At 70.7% G+C, this 22,977-nt stretch carries 19 protein-coding genes; 13 read left to right on the forward strand and 6 right to left on the reverse strand.

What is annotated here, in order from left to right; all coding sequences use genetic code 11:
* Positions 1-62 precede the first annotated feature (62 nt).
* Positions 63-1,181, forward strand: a complete 1,119-nt coding sequence (locus tag ACGFNP_RS36255) for a Dyp-type peroxidase (RefSeq protein ID WP_393326449.1) — start codon at positions 63-65, stop codon at positions 1,179-1,181.
* A 51-nt stretch (positions 1,182-1,232) separates the two neighbouring features.
* Here the strand turns inward: ACGFNP_RS36255 and ACGFNP_RS36260 are convergent, their stop codons facing one another.
* Positions 1,233-1,646, reverse strand: a complete 414-nt coding sequence (locus tag ACGFNP_RS36260; RefSeq protein ID WP_393326452.1) for a hypothetical protein — start codon at positions 1,644-1,646, stop codon at positions 1,233-1,235.
* Positions 1,647-1,938: 292 nt separating this feature from the next.
* On the opposite strand from ACGFNP_RS36260, the gene ACGFNP_RS36265 reads away from it, so the two are divergent.
* The 6 genes from ACGFNP_RS36265 (at position 1,939) to ACGFNP_RS36290 (ending at position 9,791) form a co-directional block, all read left to right on the forward strand.
* Complete coding sequence (locus ACGFNP_RS36265) at positions 1,939-4,671, forward strand: nitrate- and nitrite sensing domain-containing protein (RefSeq protein ID WP_393326454.1); 2,733 nt, start codon at positions 1,939-1,941, stop codon at positions 4,669-4,671.
* Positions 4,652-5,077 (forward strand): roadblock/LC7 domain-containing protein, encoded by a 426-nt coding sequence (locus ACGFNP_RS36270; protein ID WP_358016687.1) that lies wholly within the window; start codon positions 4,652-4,654, stop codon positions 5,075-5,077. The genes ACGFNP_RS36265 and ACGFNP_RS36270 overlap by 20 nt, the downstream gene beginning before the upstream one ends.
* Positions 5,074-5,424: a DUF742 domain-containing protein gene (locus ACGFNP_RS36275; RefSeq protein ID WP_358318058.1), complete on the forward strand. Its 351-nt coding sequence runs from the start codon at positions 5,074-5,076 to the stop codon at positions 5,422-5,424. The genes ACGFNP_RS36270 and ACGFNP_RS36275 overlap by 4 nt, the downstream gene beginning before the upstream one ends.
* Positions 5,405-6,001, forward strand: coding sequence for an ATP/GTP-binding protein (locus ACGFNP_RS36280; RefSeq protein ID WP_393326458.1), 597 nt, complete (start codon positions 5,405-5,407; stop codon positions 5,999-6,001). The genes ACGFNP_RS36275 and ACGFNP_RS36280 overlap by 20 nt, the downstream gene beginning before the upstream one ends.
* Positions 6,002-6,077: 76 nt before the next feature.
* Positions 6,078-8,021 (forward strand): serine hydrolase, encoded by a 1,944-nt coding sequence (locus ACGFNP_RS36285; protein ID WP_393326460.1) that lies wholly within the window; start codon positions 6,078-6,080, stop codon positions 8,019-8,021.
* Positions 8,022-8,084: 63 nt separating this feature from the next.
* On the forward strand, positions 8,085-9,791 hold the full coding sequence (locus ACGFNP_RS36290; protein ID WP_393326463.1) for a serine/threonine-protein kinase: 1,707 nt from the start codon (positions 8,085-8,087) through the stop codon (positions 9,789-9,791).
* 39 nt (positions 9,792-9,830) lie between these two features.
* Here the strand turns inward: ACGFNP_RS36290 and ACGFNP_RS36295 are convergent, their stop codons facing one another.
* Positions 9,831-11,084: an aspartate aminotransferase family protein gene (locus ACGFNP_RS36295; RefSeq protein WP_393326466.1), complete on the reverse strand. Its 1,254-nt coding sequence runs from the start codon at positions 11,082-11,084 to the stop codon at positions 9,831-9,833.
* Between the two features lie 121 nt (positions 11,085-11,205).
* On the opposite strand from ACGFNP_RS36295, the gene ACGFNP_RS36300 reads away from it, so the two are divergent.
* Positions 11,206-12,675 carry an NAD-dependent succinate-semialdehyde dehydrogenase gene (locus ACGFNP_RS36300; protein ID WP_393326469.1) on the forward strand — a complete coding sequence of 490 codons (1,470 nt, stop codon included), beginning with the start codon at positions 11,206-11,208 and terminating at the stop codon, positions 12,673-12,675.
* Positions 12,676-12,790: 115 nt separating this feature from the next.
* Here ACGFNP_RS36300 and ACGFNP_RS36305 read toward each other — a convergent pair whose 3' ends face one another.
* On the reverse strand, positions 12,791-13,465 hold the full coding sequence (locus tag ACGFNP_RS36305; protein ID WP_358318052.1) for a GntR family transcriptional regulator: 675 nt from the start codon (positions 13,463-13,465) through the stop codon (positions 12,791-12,793).
* Between the two features lie 109 nt (positions 13,466-13,574).
* Entirely contained in the window at positions 13,575-14,306 is a 732-nt protein-coding gene (locus ACGFNP_RS36310; RefSeq protein WP_358318051.1) for a maleate cis-trans isomerase, read from the reverse strand.
* A gap of 215 nt (positions 14,307-14,521) precedes the next feature.
* On the opposite strand from ACGFNP_RS36310, the gene ehuB reads away from it, so the two are divergent.
* Genes ehuB through ACGFNP_RS36335 form a run of 5 tightly spaced genes read left to right on the forward strand, consistent with a single transcriptional unit; the run spans position 14,522 to position 20,572 of the window.
* The gene (gene ehuB, locus ACGFNP_RS36315; protein ID WP_393326473.1) at positions 14,522-15,412 is read left to right on the forward strand and encodes an ectoine/hydroxyectoine ABC transporter substrate-binding protein EhuB; all 891 of its coding nucleotides are present in this window, start codon (positions 14,522-14,524) and stop codon (positions 15,410-15,412) included.
* A gap of 52 nt (positions 15,413-15,464) precedes the next feature.
* Complete coding sequence (ehuC, locus tag ACGFNP_RS36320; protein ID WP_358318049.1) at positions 15,465-16,166, forward strand: ectoine/hydroxyectoine ABC transporter permease subunit EhuC; 702 nt, start codon at positions 15,465-15,467, stop codon at positions 16,164-16,166.
* Entirely contained in the window at positions 16,163-16,819 is a 657-nt protein-coding gene (ehuD, locus tag ACGFNP_RS36325) for an ectoine/hydroxyectoine ABC transporter permease subunit EhuD (protein WP_358318048.1), read from the forward strand. Before ehuC ends, ehuD begins: the two co-directional genes overlap by 4 nt.
* Complete coding sequence (gene ehuA, locus ACGFNP_RS36330; protein ID WP_393326475.1) at positions 16,803-17,627, forward strand: ectoine/hydroxyectoine ABC transporter ATP-binding protein EhuA; 825 nt, start codon at positions 16,803-16,805, stop codon at positions 17,625-17,627. Before ehuD ends, ehuA begins: the two co-directional genes overlap by 17 nt.
* Entirely contained in the window at positions 17,624-20,572 is a 2,949-nt protein-coding gene (locus tag ACGFNP_RS36335; RefSeq protein WP_393326477.1) for an FAD-binding and (Fe-S)-binding domain-containing protein, read from the forward strand. The genes ehuA and ACGFNP_RS36335 overlap by 4 nt, the downstream gene beginning before the upstream one ends.
* On the opposite strand, the gene ACGFNP_RS36340 is transcribed toward ACGFNP_RS36335, so the two are convergent.
* Complete coding sequence (locus ACGFNP_RS36340) at positions 20,558-21,760, reverse strand: M20 family metallopeptidase (RefSeq protein ID WP_393326480.1); 1,203 nt, start codon at positions 21,758-21,760, stop codon at positions 20,558-20,560. The two genes, ACGFNP_RS36335 and ACGFNP_RS36340, sit on opposite strands and share 15 nt — an antisense overlap.
* Entirely contained in the window at positions 21,753-22,973 is a 1,221-nt protein-coding gene (locus tag ACGFNP_RS36345) for a PLP-dependent aminotransferase family protein (RefSeq protein WP_393327492.1), read from the reverse strand. Before ACGFNP_RS36345 ends, ACGFNP_RS36340 begins: the two co-directional genes overlap by 8 nt.
* Between the last annotated feature and the right edge of the window lie 4 nt (positions 22,974-22,977).

Raw genomic sequence — 22,977 nt, forward strand, 5'->3', positions numbered from 1 at the left:
ACAGATCTTGACCCGATCGGCAACCTGATGTTTTGTGTCCTGTCGAACAGTACGGAGAACCTGTGACACCACGCCGGTCGGCAGCCCAGACGTCATCCACCGACCCCGGAGTCACCACCCGGCGCGGCGCCATGGCCCTCGCCGGCTTCGCGGCCGTCTGCGCGATGACCGCCGCCGACTCCGGCGACGAGCCGGCGTTCGAGGCCGCCGACGTCGCTCCGCTGCCCGCCGTGCTCCTGCCCCCCGCTTCGCACGTCGTCCTCACCGCGCTCGACGTACCGTCCGGCGCCGATGCCGTACGCTCCCTCGACGCGCTGGCCCGGCTGGCCCGCGAGCCCGGCGGCGGAACACAGGCGGCCATCGCCCTCGGTGCGTCGTGGTTCGACAAGGCCGGCCTGGCGGCGGCTCGGCCCGTCGCGCTGACGCCGATGCCCGCCTTCGTCGGAGACGTGCTCGACCCCGCCCTGGTCCACGGCGACCTGCTCCTTCAGGTCAGTGCCGGCACCGCCGAGCTGGCCAGGCAGGTGAGCGGCTCGTTGCTGCGAGCCGTGCCCGGAGTTCGAGTCCGATGGGAGAAGCAGGGCTTCCGGGCGGGCGGCCAGTTGAGCGAAGGGCGGGCCCTGGCCCGCAACCTGTTCGGTTTCATGGAGGGCCACGGCAACCCCTCCTACCGGAGCAGCCCCGGCGCGGCGGAGGTGGCCCGCGTGGCGGCCGGCTCGGGCGAACCGCGATGGGCGGTGGGCGGCAGCTACCAGGTCGTCCGCATCATCCGTTTCGCCACCCGGCTCTGGGACCTCGAACCCGTGCCCGTACAGGAGCGGGTCATGGGACGCCGCCGCGACGGAACGTGGCTGGACGGCACCCACTCCACCGGCAGACCCGTGTTCGACGCCGACCCGGAGGGCCGGATCACTCCCCTGGACGCCCACACCCGCCGCGCCAACCCAGGCACCTCAGGGGTCGCCGCCCCCAGGATGCTCCGGCGGGGCTACTCCTACCATGACGGCCCCGAGGACCAGGGCATGCTGTTCGTGGCCTTCCAGGGCGATCTTGAGCAGGGGTTCGCCGGGGTCCAGCGCCGGCTGGCCGGGCAGACGCTCGACAGGTACACGCTCACGGTCGGCGGCGGATACTACTTCCTGCTCGACCTCTCCCGTGGGCCGGCGAATATCGCGGTGTGATCGGCGGCTTTTTCACTATCGGCTATTGAGCAGTTACTCAAACAGGTCCCTTTACTTGATGACGCGGCCGACGAGTTTCCCGCCGTCGAACGGGACGGCCAGGCAATACGCCGTTCTGTACCTCGGCCAGTCCGCCTCTGCCGGAACGATTACGGTCGCACCGGCCTCACCTATTCTCGACTCCACGTACCGCATCTTCGGCCCGCACCCCATCGCGGCCAGCCCCACCACTTCGCCGGAGCCCGGCCACGGGCCGTTCGGAATGACGTAGGTGGTGGCGAACTCCGCCGCATGCGGCACCGAACAAGGCACCACCGTCACCATGGCGTTTTCGGGCATGGGCTCGATGCAGTCGCCGGGACGCAGTTCGGTGGCGTGATACCGCTGCCCGGCAACGGCAGGGGCGGCGGTGCAGCCGAGGAGCGCGCTCACCAGGCACGCGCCCGCGAGCAAGGGACGGATCATGAGGCTGGATGGTGCCAGGTTGAGATCACGCAACAGTTTCGGGCAGCGCTGGTCCGGCGATCGTCACTGTGGGTGAAAAGCCAACGGTGACGATCACCAACCGTGTGCTGACACGCTGTCAACACGCCATTTGGCCGTATTCTTCGCATCTGGAGCTTGAAGTGCATGTGCCCCATCGGCATAGTGGACGCACCACAGGCGTACGTACCAGTCGTGGCAGGCAACCTGGGGGGCCACCACCAGTTCACGACGGCTAAGCGGCGCACACCACGCGCGGAATTGGACATGATGGATGAGCTCGCCCCCGCCGATCCGTACCAAGCTGCTCAGGATCCTCCTGCTTCCGCTGGTCTCCATGATCGCCCTGTGGGGGTTCATCGCCTACTCCAGCGTGGACGAGATCTCGTCGATCTCCCAGACGCAGGACCGGTGGGAGGCCATCGGGTCGCCGGTGCTGGAGTTGATCATCGAGTTACAGCAGGAGCGCCAGCTTTCGGCGGCGGCACCGCGCAGCACCGGGTCGTACGCGCCACTGGCCGAGCAGCGGCCGATCACCGACAGCAAGGCCGACCGCCTGCGCGAGGTCATCGGATCCGTTGACGTCGGGCCGGAAGGCGAGACCCCGGCCGAGGTGCAGGCGCTGGTGAAGGCGCTCGACGGCCTCCAGTCGCTGCGCGCGTCCGCGGACGACGGCGCGTTGTCCCCGCGGCTGAAGGTCATCAACGCGTACAACGACCTGATCGACGTCGCCTACCGGCAGTTCAGCGACCGCGACGCGTTGAGCGGCCTCTCCTCCGCCCGTGCGGTGCGTGGCATGGCGGCCTACAGCGCCACGTCGGAGTACCTGGGCCGGGAGCACGCCGTGCTCACCAACACGATCGTGCACCACAAGATGACCCCCACCGACCGGGCCTCGTTCGTCGAAGCGATGACCAGCCGCAGGATCTTCTTCGCCAACGCCGCACGCGACGCGGGTCCCGCCCTGAAGGCGAGCTACGACAGGCTGGTCGACAGCGCCCCGTACAAGCGGCTGGAGGCGGTGGAGGACCGGCTGTTCGTGTGGGACACCAACGGATCACCGCCGGTGGAGCCGGCCGAGTGGAAGAGCGACGCCGAGTCCCTCCTCAGCGTGATCAACCGGGACACGCACACGGAGCTGGGCCGCACCTCGATCGAGTCCGAGGACCTGAAGGCCGGAGCCTACTGGCGGATCGGGCTGGTCCTGGTCCTGGGCCTGCTGGCGGTCGTCGGGTCGGTGGCGCTGTCCTTCCGGTTCGGCCGTTCGCTGATCTCCGAGCTCAAGCGGCTGCAGTCGTCCGCGGTGGAGCTGGCCGAGGAGCGGCTGCCCCGGCTGGTCGAGCGGCTGCGCCGCGGCGACGACGTGGATCCGGCCACCGAGGCGCCCGGCTTGGACCCGGCGCACACCGCCGAGGTCGATCGCGTGGTGAACGCGTTCGCCGCCGTACGCCGCACGGCGGTCGAGGCCGCGGTGGGCCAGGCGACCCTGCGCAAGGGCGTCGCCCAGGTCTTCCTCAACCTGGCCTGGCGCAACCAGGCGCTGCTCCACCGCCAGCTCGCGCTGCTCGACACCATGGAGCGCCGGATCGAGGAGCCGGAGGTCCTGGAGGACCTGTTCAAGCTCGACCACCTGACCACCCGCATGCGGCGGCACGCGGAGAACCTGATCATCCTGTCCGACTCCGCCCCCGCGCGCCGCTGGCGCGACCCCGTGTCGCTGTTCGACGTCGTACGCGCCGCGGTGCTGGAGGTCGAGGACTACACCCGCGTCACGATCGCGCCGATGCCGAACGCCCCGATGCTGGTCGGCGCCGCGGTCACCGACGTGATCCACCTGATCGCCGAGCTGGTGGAGAACGCCGCCGTCTTCTCCCCGCCCGACACGACCGTGCACATCCGCAGCATGACGGCGGCGAACGGCTTCGCGCTCGAGGTGGAGGACCGGGGCCTGGGGTTGAACCAGGCCACCCTCGACGAGCTCAACGCCCGGCTGGCCGACCCGCCGGAGTTCGACCTGGCCGACAGCGACCGGCTCGGCCTGTTCGTGGTCTCCAGGCTCGCGGTCCGGCACAGCATCAAGATCGCGCTGCGCCGCTCGCCGTACGACGGGACCACGGCGATCGTGCTGCTGCCCACCGCCCTGCTCGCCCTCTCCGAGCCCCCGGCCGTCACCGCGGCGACGCAGACCGCGACGCACACGGCGGAACGCACCACGGGCCGCGCGGGCAGGCCCATGCGCGCGCTCGGCACGGGGCCCGCCGACAGCCGACCCCGTGTGGTGTCCGTGGCCCCGGAGCCCTTGCCCGATGTCGCTCCGGACGCCTTCCCGAGCGTCGCTCCGGACCCACTCCCCAGCGTCGCGCCGGACCCCTTCCCGAGTTTCCCCTCGGATGCCTTCCCGAGCCTCGACCCGGAGCCCTTCTCGGCCCGCGGGCCGGAGGCCGCGAACGGCCGGGAGTTCCCGGGCGCCGACGGGGACGCGGGCGGCCTGGGCGGCCTCCCGGACTGGCCCGTGGATGACTCGGAGCCCGAGCGGGTGGCCTGGTTCGAGGCCACCCCCGCACCGCCAAGGCAGACCCCGCCGGCCGGAACCGGCCCGGCGAACGGACCGATGACCGACCCGGCGAACGGACCGGTGAGCCCCTCAGCGAACGAGGCCGGAAACGGGTCCGTCGCCGAGCCGAGGACCGGCCCCGTCACGCGACGGGTGCCCGGCGCCTCCATCCCCGGTCCGTCCGTCGAGTGGAGCGTCACCGTACCGGCCCAGGATGCCGACGAAGACCTCGACGGGTTGCCGATGCGCGTGCCGCAGGCGAATATGGCTCCGCAACTACGTGCCGCCAAGCGCGCGGACCGGAGCTCCGTCTCGGTGCGCTCGCCGGAGGAGCTCTCACAGCTCATGTCGTCCATGCAGCGCGGCTGGCAGGAAGGCCGCAGCCAAACGGAGCAGGGACAAGACGTATGGAATCGAAAGGACGACCATCCCGATGCCCGACCCCAGAAGTGAACTGAGCTGGCTGCTCGACGACCTCACCCAGCGAGTCCCCGGCATCCGGCACGCCATCGTGCTGTCCGCCGACGGGCTGGCCATGGGCGGCTCCCGGGAGCTGACCCGGGAGGACTCCGAGCACCTGTCCGCCATCTCCGCCGGCAGCCACAGCCTCGCCATGGGCGCGGGACGGCACTTCGGTCTGGGCGGCGTACGTCAGACGATCATCGAGATGGAGGGTGGCTTCCTGTTCGTCACCGCCGCCGGCCAGGGCGCCCGGCTGGCCGTGATCGCCTCGGGCGACGCCGAGCTGGGCATGGTCACCTACGAGATGGCGCTCATGGTCAAGCGGGTCGGCGAGCACCTCTCCTCCCAGCCGAGGGGAGCGGCACCGGCACCCGCCTGGAACGGCGCCAGACCGTGACCGGGGAGGATCCCGGGCCGCTGATCCGGCTGTTCGGGCTGACCGGCGGCAGGGCGCGCCCGCGGGGCGAGACGTTCGACCTGGTGGCCATCGTCACCACGGTCGGCGGCTCCCACGCGCACGTGGACCTGATCCCGGAGCATCACACCGTGCTGTCGGTGTGCCGCAGGCCCACGCCCGTGGCGGATGTCGCGGCGCACCTCAAGCTGCCACTCAACATCACCCGGGTGATCCTGAGTGACCTGCGGCGAGAGGGCCTGGTCACCATCGAACGCCCGCGTCCGGCGGCGCAGACCATCGACGAACGCATCTACAGGGAAGTGCTGCATGGACTACGCAGCCTCTGAGCCGGGGGCGACCTCGGTCGCCTCGGCCTTGGCACTCAAGATCCTCATCGCGGGCGGCTTCGGCGTCGGCAAGACGACCATGGTCGGCACGATCAGCGAGATCCGGCCGCTGCACACCGAGGAGCTGCTGAGCGAGCGGAGCATGGGGGTGGACGACACCTCGGGCGTGGAGTCCAAGACCACCACCACGGTGGCGCTGGATTTCGGCCGCATCACCATCCGCGACGGGCTGTGGCTGTACCTGTTCGGCACCCCCGGGCAGGACCGGTTCTGGTTCATGTGGGATGAGCTGTCCGTCGGCGCGCTCGGCGCCGTCGTGCTGGCCGACACCCGCCGCCTGCAGGACTGCTTTCCGGCGGTGGACTACTTCGAGCAGCGCGGCATCCCGTTCGTGGTCTGCGTGAACTGCTTCGACGGCGCCCGCCGCCACGACCCGGCCAAGGTACGGCGGGCGCTCGGGCTCAGCGAGACCATCCCGATCGTGCTGTGCGACGTGCGCGAGCGCGACTCGGTCAAGGACGTGCTCACCACACTGGTCATGTACGCGGTGGAAGGCGCCTCCGCGTCGCCGAATTGAGTATGGGGGTGCTCATGCCCTCCCCCCTCCCCGCTCCCACGATCGAGGTGATCGATCGACTCTGGGGGGAGACGACATGGGCGACCCATCGATGCCGTACAGCCGGCGCGCCGTCCTGCACGCGGGCGCCGCGCTGGGCGCGCTCATCGGCCTGGACAGGGGCGGGATGGTGCCGGCGGCGGGGTTCGCCGAGCGCCTCGCCGCCGGTACGACGCGAGCCGCCGGCCCGTTCGCCTGGGTGGCGCGGCACAACCTGACCGCGGCGCAGTACCAGGCGGAGTTCGACCGGCTGAACGGCCAGGGCTACCGGCTCACGCACGTGGACGGCTATGAGGCGGGCGGGCAGGCCCTGTACGCGGCCATCTGGGAACGCATGCCAGGACCGCCGCTGGTCGCGCGCCACGGCCTCACCGGGGCGCAGTACCAGGCCGAGTTCGACCGGCTGACCGGCCAGGGCTACCGCCCGGCGCACGTGGTCGGTTACCAGGTCGGCGGGCAGGCCCTGTTCGCCGCCATCTGGGAGCAGACCGGCGGCCCGCCATGGGTGGCCCGCCACAACCTCACCGCCGCCCAGTACCAAGCCGAATTCGACCGATTGACCGGCCAGGGCTACCGCCCCGTGCAGGTGGACGGTTACCAGGTCGGCGGGCAGGCCCTGTTCGCCGCCATCTGGGAGCAGACCGGCGGCCCGCCATGGGTGGCCCGCCACAACCTCACCGCCGCCCAGTACCAAGCCGAATTCGACCGGCTGAACGGTCAGGGCTACCGCCCCATGCGCGTCAGCGGCTACACCGTGGGCGGCACCGATCTGTACGCGGCGATCTGGGCACGCGGCGCCGGCCCGCGCTGGTCGGCCCGTCACGGCCTCAGCTCCGCCGACTACCAGCTCGCCTTCGACGCGCACCAGAGCCAGGGCTTCCGGCCCGCGCGGGTGAGCGGTTACGGCAGTGGCACGCCCCGGTTCGCGGCGATCTGGTGGAACCAGGCACCGGCCGCCGGCGACTTCGCCCCCGTCGACGCGGTCGTCAACCGCTACCTGACCAGTGCCGGCGTCGCGGGCATCTCGCTCGCGATCGCCCGCCGCGGCGCGCTCGTCTTCGCCCGGGGGTACGGCCGGGCCAACCGGGAGACCGGCGAGCAGCTCACCGAACGACACCTGCTCCGCGTCGCCAGCGTCTCCAAGCCGATCACGTCGGTCGCGATCATGCGGCTCGTCGAGGCCGGGCGGCTGAGGCTCGGGCAACGGGTGTTCGGCACCGGCGGCGTCCTCGGCACCCGCTACGGCACCCAGCCGTACGGCACGGGCATCGAGGCCATCACCATCCAGCACCTCCTTCAGCACACCGCCGGCGGCTGGACCAACGACGGCAACGACCCGATGTTCACCAACCCCGGCATGAACCACGCGCAGCTGATCGGCTGGGTGCTCGACAACCGGCCCTTGCAGCACACCCCGGGCACCACCTACCTGTACTCCAACTTCGGCTACTGCGTGCTCGGCCGGGTCATCGAACAGGTCACCGGGCAGGCGTACGCCGATCACGTACGCCAGAACGTGCTCGCGCCCAGCGGGATCACCAACATGCACCTCGCCGGCGACACCCGCGCCGAGCGACGCTCCGACGAGGTGGTCTACTACGGCGCCGACGACCCGTACGGCATGCGCGTACGGCGGATGGACTCCCACGGCGGCTGGCTCGCCTCGCCCACGGACCTCCTGCGGTTCGCGGTGCGGGCCGACGGGTTCGCCACGGCGCCCGACCTGCTGCGCAGGGACACGATCAGCACGATGACCACACCGTCGGCGGCGAACTCCGGATACGCCTGCGGCTGGGCCGTCAACTCCAGCGACAACTGGTGGCACACGGGACACCTGCCCGGCACCGAGGCCGTGCTCGTGCGTACTGGGAACGAGTTCTGCTGGGCGGCGGTGGCCAACGGCAACGGCGTCGACCTCGACGCGATGATGTGGGACGTCTACCGGGCGGTCGCCGCCTGGCCGGCGCACGACCTGTTCTAGAGGCCGGGTTACTGCTTATCCTGGCTCTTCGCACCACGACATCGAGATGATCGAAGGTGGGCCGTGGGCCCGCGTCCCCTGGATCCGGACGAGCCTGAGCGGATAGGCGACTACCGGCTGACCGGCGTGCTCGGCCAGGGCGGGCAAGGGGTGGTCTACCTCGGAGAGGCGCCGTCGGCGGGCCGCGTCGCGATCAAGGTGTTGCACCACAGCGCCTCGATGGACGCCGAGAGCCGCCGGCGGTTCCTGCGCGAGGCGGACACCGCCCGGCGGGTCGCCCCCTTCTGCACCGCGCGGGTGCTGGACGTGGGGGACGTCCACGGCCGCCCCTACGTCGTCAGCGAGTACATCCCCGGCGGGTCCCTGGCCGAGGCGGTCGCCACCGACGGCCCGCGGACCGGTAGCGGGCTGCACCGTCTGGCGGTCGCCACGCTGACGGCTCTGACCGCGATCCACCGGGCCGGGATCGTGCACCGCGACTTCAAGCCCGGCAACGTGATCCTGGGTCCCGAGGGGCCGGTGGTCATCGACTTCGGCATCGCCCGCGCCCTGGACCACACCACCATCGAGTCCGGCGTGGTGGGCACCCCCGCCTACATCGCCCCGGAGCAGTTCGCCGGGCAACCGCCCAGCCGGGCGTCGGACGTGTTCAGCTGGGCGTGCACGATGGCGTTCGCGGCGACGGGGCGTCTAGCCTTCGGCGGCGCGACGATTCCCGCGCTCCTGTACTCCATCTCCACCCGCGACCCCGACCTGGCCGGTGTGCCCGGCGACCTCCGCCCGCTGCTCGCGGCCTGCCTGAGCAAGGACCCCGCCGCCCGGCCCACGGCCGCCGACCTCCTGCGCGACCTCACCGGGAGCGACCCGCAGAGCCGGCACACCGCCGCCGACTTGCTTCGCGAGCACGCCGGCAGCGACCCGCGCACCTCGGCGGACGCCCAGCCGCCCTTATCGGCGGGGCCGGATCCGTCCACCGCGATCCCCCCGACGTCGCGCGCCGCCATACAGAAGACCACCCCGGGAAGGACGCGGTCACGGCGGTGGATCCTGGGTGTCGCGGCCGGTCTGGCGGCGGTGCTCGTCGCGGGCGTGATCCTCGTGCCGAAGTTCAGCTCGCACGAGGCGCCGGCGAACGGCCCGCTGCTCTACGCCGACGACTTCAGCGACCGGGGCAACTGGGACGGCTACACCTTCAACCCCACCGCCGAAGGCGACAACCGGACCGTGCACGGGTACGAGATCGACCGCGGTGTCTACTCCCTCTTCGCCGACAAGGGCTACCCGAACAACCCCGCCCTCTCCCCCGTGCCGGCCAAGAACCCGGCCTCGCCGGCCGCGGTCGAACGCGACGTGCTGATCGGCGCGACGGCCGAGGTGCGGGCGGGCTCGACGGGCCGGGCGAGCTTCGGGCTCCTGTGCCGATGGGACGAAGAGGTACCCAACGGGTACGCGTTCCTGCTCGGCCTCGACGGCACCGCGCGCGTCGTCAGGAACGCCCAGGGCACCAATCTCGACGTGACGCCTCCCGTACAGGCCGGGGCGCCGGCCGCCGGGCGGCAGGTCCGCATCCAGGCCGCCTGCCGGCAGTCCGGCACCGGAACCCACCTGACGCTCTGGATCGACGGAACCCAGACGATCGACGTCGTCGACTCTCAGACGCTGCCGGACAGCTCGATCAGTCAGGCGGGCGTGGTCGCGCGGGTGCCGGAGGCCGGCGGCGGTGTCATCACCGTGTCGTTCGACGACTTCAGCGTCCATCGGGCGCAGTGACGCACCCGTTCAGCGTCCATCGGGCACAGTTAGCGCTGGTCAGGCGGTCACCGCGGTCACCGCCTCCGCCCAGATCGCGCCGGCCTCCTTCACCTGCTCGGAGTTGACGACCAGCGCGGGGATGAACCGGACGACCTCTCCCCAGGCGCCGCAGGTCAGCAGCAGCAGGCCCCGCTTTGCGGCCTCCTGCTGGGCCGCGGCGGCGGTGGCGCCGTCCGGGTCTCCGTTCGCGTCGCGGAACTCGTTGCCCAGCATCAGGCCCAGGCCGCGTACGTCGGTGATGTTCTTGTGCCGGGACGCCACGTCCTGCAGCGCCGCGCGGAGTTCGGCGCCGCGGTCGGCCGAGTTCTGGACGAGTCCTTCGCTCAGGATCACGTCGAGGGTGGCGATGGCCGCGGCGCAGGCCACCGCGTTCGCGCCGTAGGTGCCGCCCTGCGATCCGGGCCAGGCCTTCTCCATGAGATCCGCGCGGGCGGCGATCGCCGACAGCGGGAACCCGGAGGCCAGGCCCTTGGCGGTGATCAGGATGTCGGCGCGGGCGGCGAAATGGTCGCCGCCCCAGAACTTGCCGGTGCGCCCCCAACCGGTCTGCACCTCGTCGAGGACCAGCAGGATCCCGTGCCGGTCGGCGCGCTCGCGCAGGCCGGCCAGGAACCGGGTGTTGGCCGGCACGTAGCCGCCCTCCCCCAGCACCGGCTCGACGAAGAAGGCGGCGGTCTCGGCCGGCGTCGTCACGGTCTGAAGGAGGTAGTCCAGCTCGCGCAGGGCGAAGTCGGTGGCTTCCTCCTCGTTCCATCCGTAGTGGGTGGGGTTCGGGAAGGGCGCGATGACGACGCCGCCCATGATGGGGCTGAAGCCGGCGCGGAACTTGGTTCCTGAGGTGGTCATCGAGGCGGCCGCGACGGTCCGGCCGTGGAAGCCGCCGTGGAAGACGACGACGTTCGGGCGGGCGGTCGACTGGCGGGCCAGGCGGAGGGCCGCCTCCACCCCTTCGGAGCCGGAATTGGCGAAGAACATGCGGTCGAGGCCGGTGGGCAGCACCTCGCCGAGCCGGTCGACCAGGTCGAGCAGCGGGCGGTGCATGACCGTCGTGTACTGGGCGTGGATGAGGGTCGCGACCTGGCGTTGGGCCGCCTCGACCACGCGCGGGTGGCAGTGCCCCGTGCTGGTGACGCCGATGCCGGCGGTGAAGTCGAGATAGCGGCGGCCGTCCTCGTCGTAGAGGTGCACGCCTTCGCCGCGGGCGGCGATGACTCCGGTTGCCTGCTTGAGGATCGAAGAGAGTTCTGCCACGAGTACCCCTCTGGTAGATTGTCGACAATCAAACTGGTAGATAACTTACAACGGCTCGCGGGCCGCGTCAGCCCCCGGAGCGGCGCCGGCGCCCAGCGGCCTCTGTCGGAAGGGACGAGAAATGACTGATCAGGCCCGTGAGCGCTCAGTCGTCGAGGCGGCTCCGAAGCAGCTCTTCATCAACGGCAAGTGGACTGACGCGTCGTCAGGAGCCACCTTCGACGTACTGGATCCCTCCACGGGCAAGGTGCTGTGCGCCGTTGCAGACGCGTCGCCCGAAGACGGGATGGCCGCCCTCGAAGCCGCCGCCGCGGCGCAGACCGCGTTCGCCGCCACCCCGCCACGGGCGCGGGCCGACATGCTCATGCGCGCCTTTCACCTGCTGCACGAGCGCATTGACACCCTCGCCCTGCTCATGACGCTGGAGATGGGCAAGCCCCTGGCGGAGTCACGAGGCGAGATCGCCTACGCCGCGGAGTTCTTCCGCCACTTCGCCGAAGAGGCCGTCCGCGTCAACGGCGGCTACCAGGTCGCACCGGCCGGCGGCGCCCGTTTCCTGGTGACCAAGCAGCCCGTCGGGCCGTCACTGCTGATCACGCCGTGGAACTTCCCCATGGCCATGGGCACCCGCAAGATCGGTCCCGCGATCGCCGCCGGCTGCACCAGTGTCATCAAGCCGGCCGCGCAGACCCCGCTGTCCATGCTGGCCCTGGCCGAGATCCTGGCCGAAGCCGGTGTGCCCGAGGGCGTGGTCAATGTCGTGACCACGGACAACGCGGGCGCGGTCATGGAGCCGCTGATCCGCTCCGGCGTGGCGCGCAAGCTGTCGTTCACGGGTTCCACCGCCGTGGGCCGCCGGCTGCTCGAGCAGTGCGCCGACAAGGTGCTGCGCACCTCGATGGAGCTCGGTGGCAACGCCGCGTTCATCGTCTTCCCCGACGCCGACCTCGACGCTGCCGTCGACGGGGCGATCGCCGCGAAGATGCGCAACTCCGGCGAGGCCTGCACCGCCGCGAACCGCATGTACGTCCACACCGACGTCATCGACGCCTTCGGTACGAAACTGGCCGAGAAGATGGCCGCCCTGCCCGTCGGGCGCGGTGTCGACGACGGCGTCCGCGTCGGCCCGCTCATCGACGCCGCCGCGCAACGGAAGGTGCAGCAACTGGTGACCGACGCCGTCGAGCGTGGCGCCAAGGTGCTCACCGGCGGAGAGACCGGGAACGAGCCCGGCTTCTTCTACCCGCCGACGGTTCTGACCGGCGTGCCCGAGTCGGCCCGGATGCGGCACGAGGAGATCTTCGGCCCGGTCGCGCCGCTGACGCCGTTCACCAGCGAGGAAGAGGTCGTGGCGGCCGCCAACGACACCGAGTACGGCCTGGTCAACTACCTGTTCACCAACGACCTGTCGCGCGCGCTGCGCGTCGCGGAGGCGCTGGAGACGGGCATGGTCGGCATCAACCAGGGCGTGGTGTCCAACCCCGCCGCGCCGTTCGGCGGGGTCAAGGCCTCGGGGCTCGGCCGCGAGGGCGGGCCGACCGGTATCGAGGAGTTCCTGGAGACCAAGTACATCGGCATCGCCCTCGCCTGACCGGTCTTGGGCGGCGGACCCCGCCACCCAAGGCCAGGTGGCGACCCCCGCCACCCGAGCCCAGGTGGCGACCCCCGCCACCCGAGCCCAGGTGGCGGACTCCCGCGATCCGCGGCTAGGTGGCGGCTCCCCGCGACCCGAGGCGGACCACCGCGTCGCGCATGTGCTCGATGAGCAGGCGGTCAACGAGTTCGGCATCGCCGGCGATGAACGCGTCGGCGATCTCGTTGTGCTCGGGGACGCGGTCGTCGGGCGCGGGGTAGGTCTCCTGCAGCGCGGTCACGCACATGCGGGTCTCGGTCAGCAGCGTGTGGTGCATACGGGACAGCCGAGGGCTCTGGGCCATCCGGACGAGCTCCTCGTGGAACTCCAGGTCCGCGGCGCCGATCTTCTCTCCGTCCAGCCGGTCGGAGGCCTTCTCCATCTTCTTGATGATCGCCGACAGTCGCTTACCCGCGTCGACGGGATCGCGGCGGAAGATCTCGGCGGCGGCGGCGCGCTCGACGGCGGTGCGTGCCACGTAGATGTCGTAGACGTCGTCATCGGTCAGCTCGATGACGAACAGACCGCGGTTGCGGATCGAGATCAGCAACCCCTCCTGCGTCAGGCGCTGCATGGCCTCCCGCAGCGGGCCACGGCTCACGCCGAGCTCGCGGGCCAGGTCGGCCTCGCCCAGCTGGGTGCCCGGCTGGAGCTCCCCGTGGGCGATGGCCTCACGGAGCTTGCGGGCGATGATGCTCGGCGTGGACTCGCGGTCCACGGGTCCGATGAACCTGCCCAGGGTGGTCATGCTGGTCTCCGATTCGGCTGCGACAGTGCGGCGCGGAGAGCCCGGCGTGCGTGTCGATTGTGGATTGTTCATCATCGTGATGCGGGAATCAACTGATGCCATGTCCGTGTCACCGGCGGAAGAGGGAACCCATGCCGTCGAGGCGCGTGCTCCCTCCCCCGATCCGGAGTCCTTCCCATACCGTGACCTGGTTGGCGGTGAGGACCGGCTTGCCGACGGCGCTTTCGAGGTCGTCCAGCCAGGCCAGCGAGTGCATCGCGGTGTCGGGGACCAGCACGGCCTCCGCATCGTCGACGTCACCGGAGCGCACCATGTCCGCCACCTGCTCCTTGCCGAGGGTGCCGACCTCGGCCGCCGTGAAGATGCCGTGGCTGCCCAGCGCCGCGACCTCGACCCCGCCGCGCCGCAGGAATTCCACGAAGTGCGTCGCGACGTCCTGCGGGTAGGACGCCGCGACAGCGACGCGGCTCAGGCCGAGCGCGTGCACCGCCTCGACGAAGGCGATCGAGGTCGATGAGACGGGCAGCCCCATGATCTTCGCCACCCCGTCCACCTGCTCGCGGGCGCCGTCCCAGCCGAACACGAAGCTGCCCGAGGTGCACGCCCACATCACGGCGTCCGGAGCGTGCCCGACCAGTTGCCGGGCGCCTTCGGCCAGGCGCTCGGGGCTGCCGAGGTCCAGCAGCGCGTCGACCCGGTGGGCGTCCTCACCGACCGACGTGTGCACCAGCGGCAGGCGCACGGCGCCGCCCAGCCGTCGCTCGAGGGCGGGGAAATCGTCCTCGGCGCCGAAGCCTGGGTACAGCAGACCGACGGTCGTATGACGGAGTTTTTCGTTCACGGATGACCTTTCGGCTGAGCGGTAATGCCGAGCAGAGCATGTATCGCGAGTGTTTCGAGCGCGTTCCAATATCCCGAGGGATCAATAAGATTGTTGACAATGCTACACCAGCTGATTAGCTTCGGTCAGCAACAAAGAGGCCTCGCGCCGTACCTGGCGAATCCCGGCTTCCCAACGCTGTCCCCCAGGACGGCCGCGACGATATCGGAGTCGACATGACCTACGACCCCTCGCGGAGAGCCCTCCTTCGCGGCCTCGGCGCCGCCGCGATGGCCGCGCCGCTGACCGGATTCCTGGCCGGCTGCAGCCGGACCGAGATCCCCGGCTCCGCGAGCGCCACACAGGACCTGCTCGCGACCGGGCGAAAGCAAGGCTTTCTCCGCGTGGGCATCGCGAACGAGCCGCCGTACACGCAGGTCACCGCGGACGGAAACGTCACGGGCGCCGAGCCGGACGTGTTCCGGGCCGTGTGCAAGCGGCTGGGCATCAACGACGTCCAGGGAGTCATCACTCCGTACGCGTCGATGATCCCCGGCCTGAAGGCCAACCGATGGGACGCCATCGCGGCGGGCCTGTTCATGAAGCAGTCACGCTGCGCCGAGGTGCTCTATTCGGAGCCGGTCATCGTGTCGACGGAGTCCTTCGGGGTCAAGCCCGGCAACCCGAAGAAGATCACCACCGTCGCCGGCGTGCTCGCGAACGCGGACCTGAAGATCGCGGTGCTGCCCGGCGGGTTCGAGGACGGGATACTCAAGACGGCCAAGGTGCCCGACGGGCAGCTGGTCAAGGTGGACGACGGGCGCAGCGGCATCGAGGCGCTGCGGGCCGGACGAGCCGACGCCTTCTTCCTGCCGACCCTCTCGCTGAAGGCCCTGCAGGAGAAGGACAAGGACTTCGAGGTCACCGAGCCGGTGGGTGACGCGCCACGGACCGGGTCCGGAGCGGCCTTCCGCCCCACGGACAAGACGTTCCTGGCCGAGTACAACAAGGAGCTCGCCGCGTTCAAGGCGACCAGCGAGTTCGCCGCGATCCTCACCAAGTGGGGCTTCGACGCGCAGATCACCAAGGGCGTCACAGCCGCCGAGCTGTGCAAGAACGCCGGCTGACCCGAGTGGGCCACCCCAGCCTCACCCCTACGGCCCAGGAGATCGACGACCCATGTCCGATGTGATCACCTACGCGCCGCTGCTGCTGCAGGGGCTGCTCATCACGCTGCTCGTCACCGTTCTCGGCGCCATCCTCACGGTGGTGACGGCGTTCACGGCGGGTCTCGCCCGCCTGTCGCAGCACTGGTGGCTTCGGTGGCCGGCCGGCGTCTTCGTCGAGGTCTTCCGCGGCACCTCTCTGCTGGTCCAGATGTTCTGGTTCTTCTTCGCGCTGCCCTTCTTCGGCTTCCAGCTCGCCCCGCTCACCGCGGCGGTGCTGGCGCTGGGGTTCAACGAAGGGGCCTACGGGGCCGAGATCGTACGTGGCACGATCAGCTCACGCGCCGCCGGGCAGAACGAGGCGTGCATAGCCCTCGGAATGGGCCGGGCGCTGCGGATGCGACGGGTGCTGATACCCCAGTCCATCCCGGCCATGTTGCCGCCGTTCTGCAACGTGATGGTCGATCTGCTGAAGAACACCTCACTGGTCTCGCTCGTCACGGTCGCGGATCTCACCTTCCGCGGGCAGATGGTACGCAACACCACCGGGCAGACGACGGCCGTGTTCCTCACGATCCTCGTGCTGTACTTCTTGCTCTCGACCCTGATCTCCCAGCTGATGAAGTGGCTGGAGCGGCGATTCGCCCTGGACCGCCAGTCCAAGTCGCGCCGGGATCAGCCGGGTCCGCTCGTGAAGGCAGGGATGCCCGTATGATCTGGGACTCCAAATTCGCGCTGTCGATCCTGCCGGATCTGCTTCAGGGACTGTGGGTGACCGTCCAGATCACCCTCGCCGGCACGGTCATCGCGATGCTCCTCGGCCTGGTGGTCGCGGTCATCCGGTTCTCGCGCCTGCCGGTCCTGTCAAAGCTGTTCGACTTCTACGTCCAGTTCGTGCGGGGAACGCCGCTGCTGATCCAGGCGTACTGCGCGTTCTTCATCCTGCCCAACTACGGCCTGAGCTTCAGTCCGATGGCCACCGGCATCGTCGTGATCGGCATCAACTACAGCGCCTACACGGCCGAGGTCTACCGCTCCGGAATCCACGACGTGCCGCCCGGGCAGTGGGAGGCGGCGAAGGCGCTCAATCTGCCCATCGGTGCCACCTGGACCCGGATCGTCCTTCCGCAGGCCGTCCGGTCGGTGATCCCCATCCTGGGCAACTACCTCATCCAGATGTTCAAGGACTCGGCCGTGCTGTCCGCCATCACCGTGTTCGAACTGCTGGCCCACGCTCAGGCGATCGGATCGAACAACTTCCGCTACCTCGAGCCGCTGACCATCGCGGGTCTGCTCTTCCTCCTGGTCAGCTACCCGGCCTCTCAGATGGTCCGGAGATTGGAGCGTCGACTTGCCCCCTCACATTGACACCGAGTCTGCCCCCGTACCCGAATCGACGCCCGCGGCGGACCGCGAGGTCATGATCTCCTTCGACGACGTCAGCAAGCGGTGGGGCGACAATGAGGTGCTCCGCTCGCTGAACTTCGACGTCAAGTCGGGCGAGAAGGTGTCCATCATCGGGCCGTCCGGATCGGGCAAGACCACGATCCTGCGGATCCTGATGACCCTGGAGACCCCCGACACGGGACTCGTGACGGTCAACGGCGAAACCCTGTGGGACGTCAAGCCCGGCTCGCGGCCCAAGGAGACCAAGCAGATGCGGGCGACCCGCCGGCACGTCGGCATGGTGTTCCAGCAGTTCAACCTCTTCCCGCACATGACCGCCCTGGAGAACGTCCTCGAGGCGCCCACCCGGGTGCTCAAGCTGGACAAGGAGGAGGCCCGTCAGCGCTCGGTCGAACTGCTGGAGATGGTGGGCCTGTCGAAGCACCTCGACCACAAGCCGCCGAAGCTGTCCGGCGGGCAGCAGCAGCGGGTGGCCATCGCCCGCGCGCTGGCGATGCGGCCCAAGGTGATGCTCTTCGACGAGCCCACATCGGCCCTCGACCCCGAGCTGATCGGCGAGGTGCTCAACGTCATCCGGGAGCTCGCCGTGAGCACCGACATGACGATGCTCATGGTGACCCACGAGATGCGCTTCGCCGAGGAGATCTCGGATCGCGTCGTGATGTTCGACCATGGTTCCGTGGTCGAACAGGGTCCGCCCGGAGAGATCTTCAAGGCGCCGAAGGAAGATCGCACCAAGAGCTTCCTGCACGCCGTCCTGAGCCATTGACCCGCCACTCGACGGCTTTCGACGTCGAGTCGCTGGCCACGCGGCTGACGTCCGTCCTGCGGGGGACGGCCCGCCACGACCCCGGGACCAAGGCCCTGTACAGCACGGACGCCTCCAACTACCGGCTGGTGCCCGACCTGGTCGTCGTGCCCGCCGACGTCGACGACCTCGTGGCCGCCGTGTGCATCGCGGCCGAGGTGGGCGCGCCCGTGGTGGTCCGCGGCGGCGGTACGTCCATGGCCGGCAACGCCCTCGGCGGCGTGGTCATCGACGTCTCCCGCCACGTCAACAGGATCCTCGATCTCGACCCCGCCAGTCGCACCGCCGTGGTCGAACCGGGTGTCGTACTCACCGACCTGACCGCGGCGGCGGCCCGCCATGGCCTCACCTTCGGCGCCGATCCCTCCTCGGCCAGCCGGGCGACCCTCGGCGGGATGATCGCCAACAACGCCTGCGGCGCCCACTCGGTGGCCTGGGGGACCACCGCGGACAACCTCATGGGTCTTGAGGCACTGCTCGCGGACGGCTCCCGGCTGGACCTCACGGTGCCGGCCGCCGATGCCGACACCCGGCGACGGATGGCCGAGCTGGCCGCCCGGCCGGGCCGCGAAGGCGAGCTCCACCGCGCGATGCAGGAGTTGGCCCAGCGGAACGCCCTCGCGATCGGCCGGCGCTTCTCCGGTCTCAAACGCCGCATCTCCGGGTACGCGCTGGACCGGCTGCTGCCCGAGCACGGCTACGACGTCGCCCGGTTCCTCTGTGGCACCGAGGGCACCCTGGCGACCACCCTGCGGGCGACCGTCGGCCTGGTACCGCTGCCCGCCGCCAAGGCCCTGCTGGTGCTGGGCTTCCCCGACTCGTTCAGCGCCGCCGAATGCGTGCCCCACGTGCTCCCCCACCGGCCACTGACCATGGAATCGATCAATGACGCGCTGGTACGGCGCCTGCCCGGCCAGGTCAGGAACGACGCGGTCGCGGCGGGCCTGCCGGAGGGCAGCGCCTGGCTGCTCATCGAGGTAGCGGGCGACGACGCCGAGCAGGCCGCCCGTGCGGGCCGCGCGATCGTCGCCGACCTCGACGGCGCGGGCATCCCGGTGACGTCGGCGCTGGTCACCGACCCGCGGGCACAGGGCGTGCTGTGGCGGTGCCGGCGCGACGGCACCGGCCTCGCCACCCGCCGGGCCGACGGCGCGGAGGCCTGGGGCGGCTGGGAGGACGCCGCGGTCCCGCCGGACCGGCTCGCGACGTACCTGCGCGAGCTCGACGAGCTGATGGCGGCCCACGACCTGTCGGGCGCCTCGTACGGGCACTTCGGCGAGGGTTGCATGCACATGCGCATCGACTTCGACCTGATGAGCCGGGCCGGTCTGGCCACCTTCCGCTCGTTCGTCGAGCAGGCCACCGACCTCGTCGTACGCCTGGGCGGCTCGGTCTCCGGCGAACACGGCGACGGACGAGCGCGTTCCGAACTGCTGACCCGCATGTACGGCACCGACATCATGGGCCTGTTCCGCGAGGTCAAGCAGCTCTGGGATCCCTCCGGGGCACTGAACCCGGACGTCATCGCCGACCCCGCGCCGATCGACGCGAACATCCGGCATGCCGGAGCGGCCGACCCCAAGCGTTTGCTTACGGTCTTCGCCTACCCGCAGGACGCCGGCAGCTTCGCGCAGGCACAGCGCCGCTGCGTCGGGGTGGGCAAGTGCCGGGAGTCCTCGGGCGGTGTGATGTGCCCCAGCTACCAGGTCACCCGCGAAGAACAGCACTCCACGCGGGGCCGGGCCCACCTGCTGTGGGAGATGCTCCGGGGTGAGGTCATCACCGACGGGTGGCGCTCCACCGAGGTCCGCGACGCCCTCGACCTGTGCCTGTCGTGCAAGGGATGCCTGTCCGACTGCCCCGTCAACGTCGACATGGCCACCTACAAGGCCGAGTTCCAGTACCACCACTACCGGCATCGGCTCCGGCCGCTGTCGCACTACTCGATGGGCTGGCTGCCGCTGTGGTCGCGCCTGGCGGGGCGCATGCCGAGGGTGGTCAACCGGGTGACGTCGTCCGGTCTCGCGGGCCTGCTCAAGCGGATCGGCGGGATCGCGCCCGAACGGGCCATCCCGCGCTTCGCCGACCAGCCGTTGACGGCGTGGTTCCGCCAGCGCAGCCGACCGGCCGGCGCCAGCAGCAGCAGCGGCACGCGTGGCAAGGTCGTGCTGTGGCCCGACTCCTTCACCACCTACCTCTCCCCCGAGGTCGGCCGGGCCGCGGTCCGGGTGCTGGAGGCGGCGGGGTTCGAGGTGGTGCTGCCGCGCGGCCAGGTGTGCTGCGGGCTGACCTGGATCTCGACCGGGCAGCTCGGGGTCGCCAAGCGGGTGCTGCGCCACTCTCTCGGTCTGCTCGACGACTACCTGCGGGCGGGTGTGCCCGTCGTCGGGCTGGAGCCGAGTTGCACGGCCGTCTTCCGGCACGAGGCCGTCGATCTGCTGCCCGGTGACGAGCGGGCCGAACGGGCCAAGCGGCTCACCCACACCCTGGCCGAACTGCTGGCCGCGTACGCACCGGACTGGCGACCGCCCGACGTGGGCGGGAAGGCACTGGTGCAGCGGCACTGCCACCAGCATTCGGTCATGGGCTTCGAGGCGGACTCCGCGCTGATGCGGGCGGCGGGCATCGATGCCGAGGCCCCGGACTCCGGCTGTTGCGGCCTCGCCGGAAATTTCGGGTTCGAGCGGGGTCATTATGAGGTGTCGCGGGCGGCCGGCGAGCGGGTGTTGCTACCCGCCGTACGCGCGGCGGACCCTGAGACGGCGATCGTCGCGGACGGCTTCAGCTGCCGTACGCAGATCGGTCAGGGCACCGACCGGACCGCGCTACACCTGGCACAGGTACTCGCGGCGGCCTTGGACACCGGTGCCGCCCGCGAAGGCGGCCCCGGCTCAGTCGGTGAGTAGCCGCATCGCGCACAGTGCGTAGGTGCGAGCCGCGACCAGGAGCTCTTCGAGGCTGACCGACTCGTCGGCCCGGTGCGCCTGCTCGGCGACCGAGCCGGGGCCGAGCACGATCACCGGGACCCCCGCGTCTCGGGCGATGAATCCGCCGTCGCACGCGGCGGTCCATCCCGCCAGCGGCAGATCGGGCCCGCCGGCGTCGCTCACCGCCCGCCTGGCCGTGGCGACCAGCCGATCGTCCGGCGCCGTCTCGAACCCGGGCATCTGCATCGTCATGGTGACCTCGACGCCCAGCCCACGCTCGTCCAGGCGCAGGGCCTCGATCCGGCCGGTCGTCTCGGCCAGCACGGTCTCCCCCTTCTCCTCGGGCAGCAGGCGCCGGTCGGCGGTGATCAGGCACTCGGCCGGGACGGTGGACGTACCGGTGCCGCCGGCGATCTGACCGACGCTCCACGTGGCGGCCCCGACCAGCGGGTGCCGCGCGTCCGACAGCTCACCGTGCCAGCGTTCGAGCTCGGTCACCACCGCGGCGGCGCCGTAGATGGCGTTGAGCCCGTCGGAGGGCTTGCCGGAGTGGGCCGCCCGCCCGGTGACCGCGATCTCGACGTACGAGTCGCCGCGCGCCGCGATGATCGTCTGCAGGTCGGTCGGCTCCGCCACGACGCACCCGGCGAAGCCGGAACGGTCACCGTCGGCGAGATAGGCCCGGATGCCCTTGCCGGTCTCCTCCTCGTCGACCACTGCGGCCAGCTCGACCGGACCGGTGAGGCCGACACCGGCCCGGCGCAGCGCGGACAGCGCCACCACACACGCGGCAAGGCCGCCCTTCATGTCCGCCGAGCCGCGCCCGAACAGCCGTCCGTCGCGGACCTGGCCGCCGAAGGGGGGCACGGTCCAGTTGTCGCCAACGGGCACCACGTCGGTGTGCCCGAGCAGCAGCAACCCGGGCCCGGATCCCCCGGCGAGGACCGCCGACACGTTGGACCGGCCGGGCTCCACCTCGGTGGTCGTCACCGCCAGACCGCGCGCCTCGCAGGCGGCGGCGAGCACGTCCACGGTCGGCCCCTCCTCGCCGGGCGGGTTCTGCCCCACCGCCCGGACCAGGTCCACCGCGAGCTCGCGGATCTCGTCGAGCGTGATCAGGTCGAGGACCGCGTGTTCGGCCGCGGTGATCGCTTCCCGGTCAGCCACGCTGAGCCCCCGTCGTCACCAGGTCGATCGCGCGGCGCAACCGGCGTACACCCTCCAGGGTGCGCTCCGGGGTGGTCGACGCGAAGCACAGCCGCAGGGCGTTGCGGAATCGGCCGCTGGGCGAGAAGGCCGAGCCGGGGATGAAGGCGACCCCTTCGGCCAGCCCCACCTCGAACAGCTCCTGCGCGTCGACCTCCTCCGGCAGCGTCACCCACAGGAAGAAGCCGCCGTCCGGGCTGGTCCATCGCGCGATGTCGCCGAGGTGCTCGGTGAGCGCCCGCTGCATCCCGATCTTGCGGCGCAGGTACTCCACGCGCAGGCCGCTCAGGTGCTCGGTGAGGTGACCGTCCTCCAGGAACCGGGCCACCAGGAGCTGCGCGGGCAGGTTGGCGCAGGTGTCCATGGCCTGTTTGGCGTTGATCAGCAACTGGCCGAGCTCGGGGGCCGCGTCGACCCAGCCCACCCGCAGACCCGGCGCCAGCACCTTCGAGAAGGTACGCACCGAGAACACGTTCGCGCCCCCCTCACCCAGCTCGCGCAGGCTGGGCAGGTCCTCGCCGGCGAAGCGCAACCAGCCGTACGGGTCGTCGTCGATGACGATCGCCCCCCAAGCGCGGGCCAGCTCGATGAGCGCGAGCCGCCGCGCGAGCGACATGGTGGTGCCGGAGGGGTTCTGGAAGTTCGGGATCGTGTAGATCGCCTTCGGCAGGCGGCCGGCCCGCTCGACGAGCTCCGGCAGGGCCTCGACGACCAGCCCGTCGTCGTCGACGGGCGCTTCGAGCACCTCTCCGCCGTACGACATGACGGTGGCACTGCCGTTGGTGTAGGTCGGCGACTCGACGACGACCAGGTCGCCGGGGTCGACGAAGAGTTTGCAGGCCAGGTCGATGCCCTGCATCCCGCCGCTGGTGATGGTCAGCCGGTCGGGGGTCGTCGCCTCACCGGTGCCCGACAGCATGCCGAGCACCGCCTCCCGCAGCCGGGGGTCGCCCTCGGTCGCGGCGTAGTCGTAGGCGTGTGCCGAGCCCAGTTCGGCGGCGCCGATCGCGGCCAGGAGCCGCGTGGGGACCGCTTCGGCGGCGGGGCTGCCCATCGCGAAGCGGACGATGTCGTGCGACTGCTTCTGCAGCAGCGACGTGCTCGAGTCGATGACCGACCCGACCAGTCCTGCGGCCCGTGCCGCGAGCGGCACCTGCGTGGCGGTCCGTGTCATCGTG

Source organism: Nonomuraea sp. NPDC049269 (assembly GCF_043197155.1).
In the GTDB taxonomy this organism is placed as follows: Bacteria; Actinomycetota; Actinomycetes; order Streptosporangiales; family Streptosporangiaceae; genus Nonomuraea.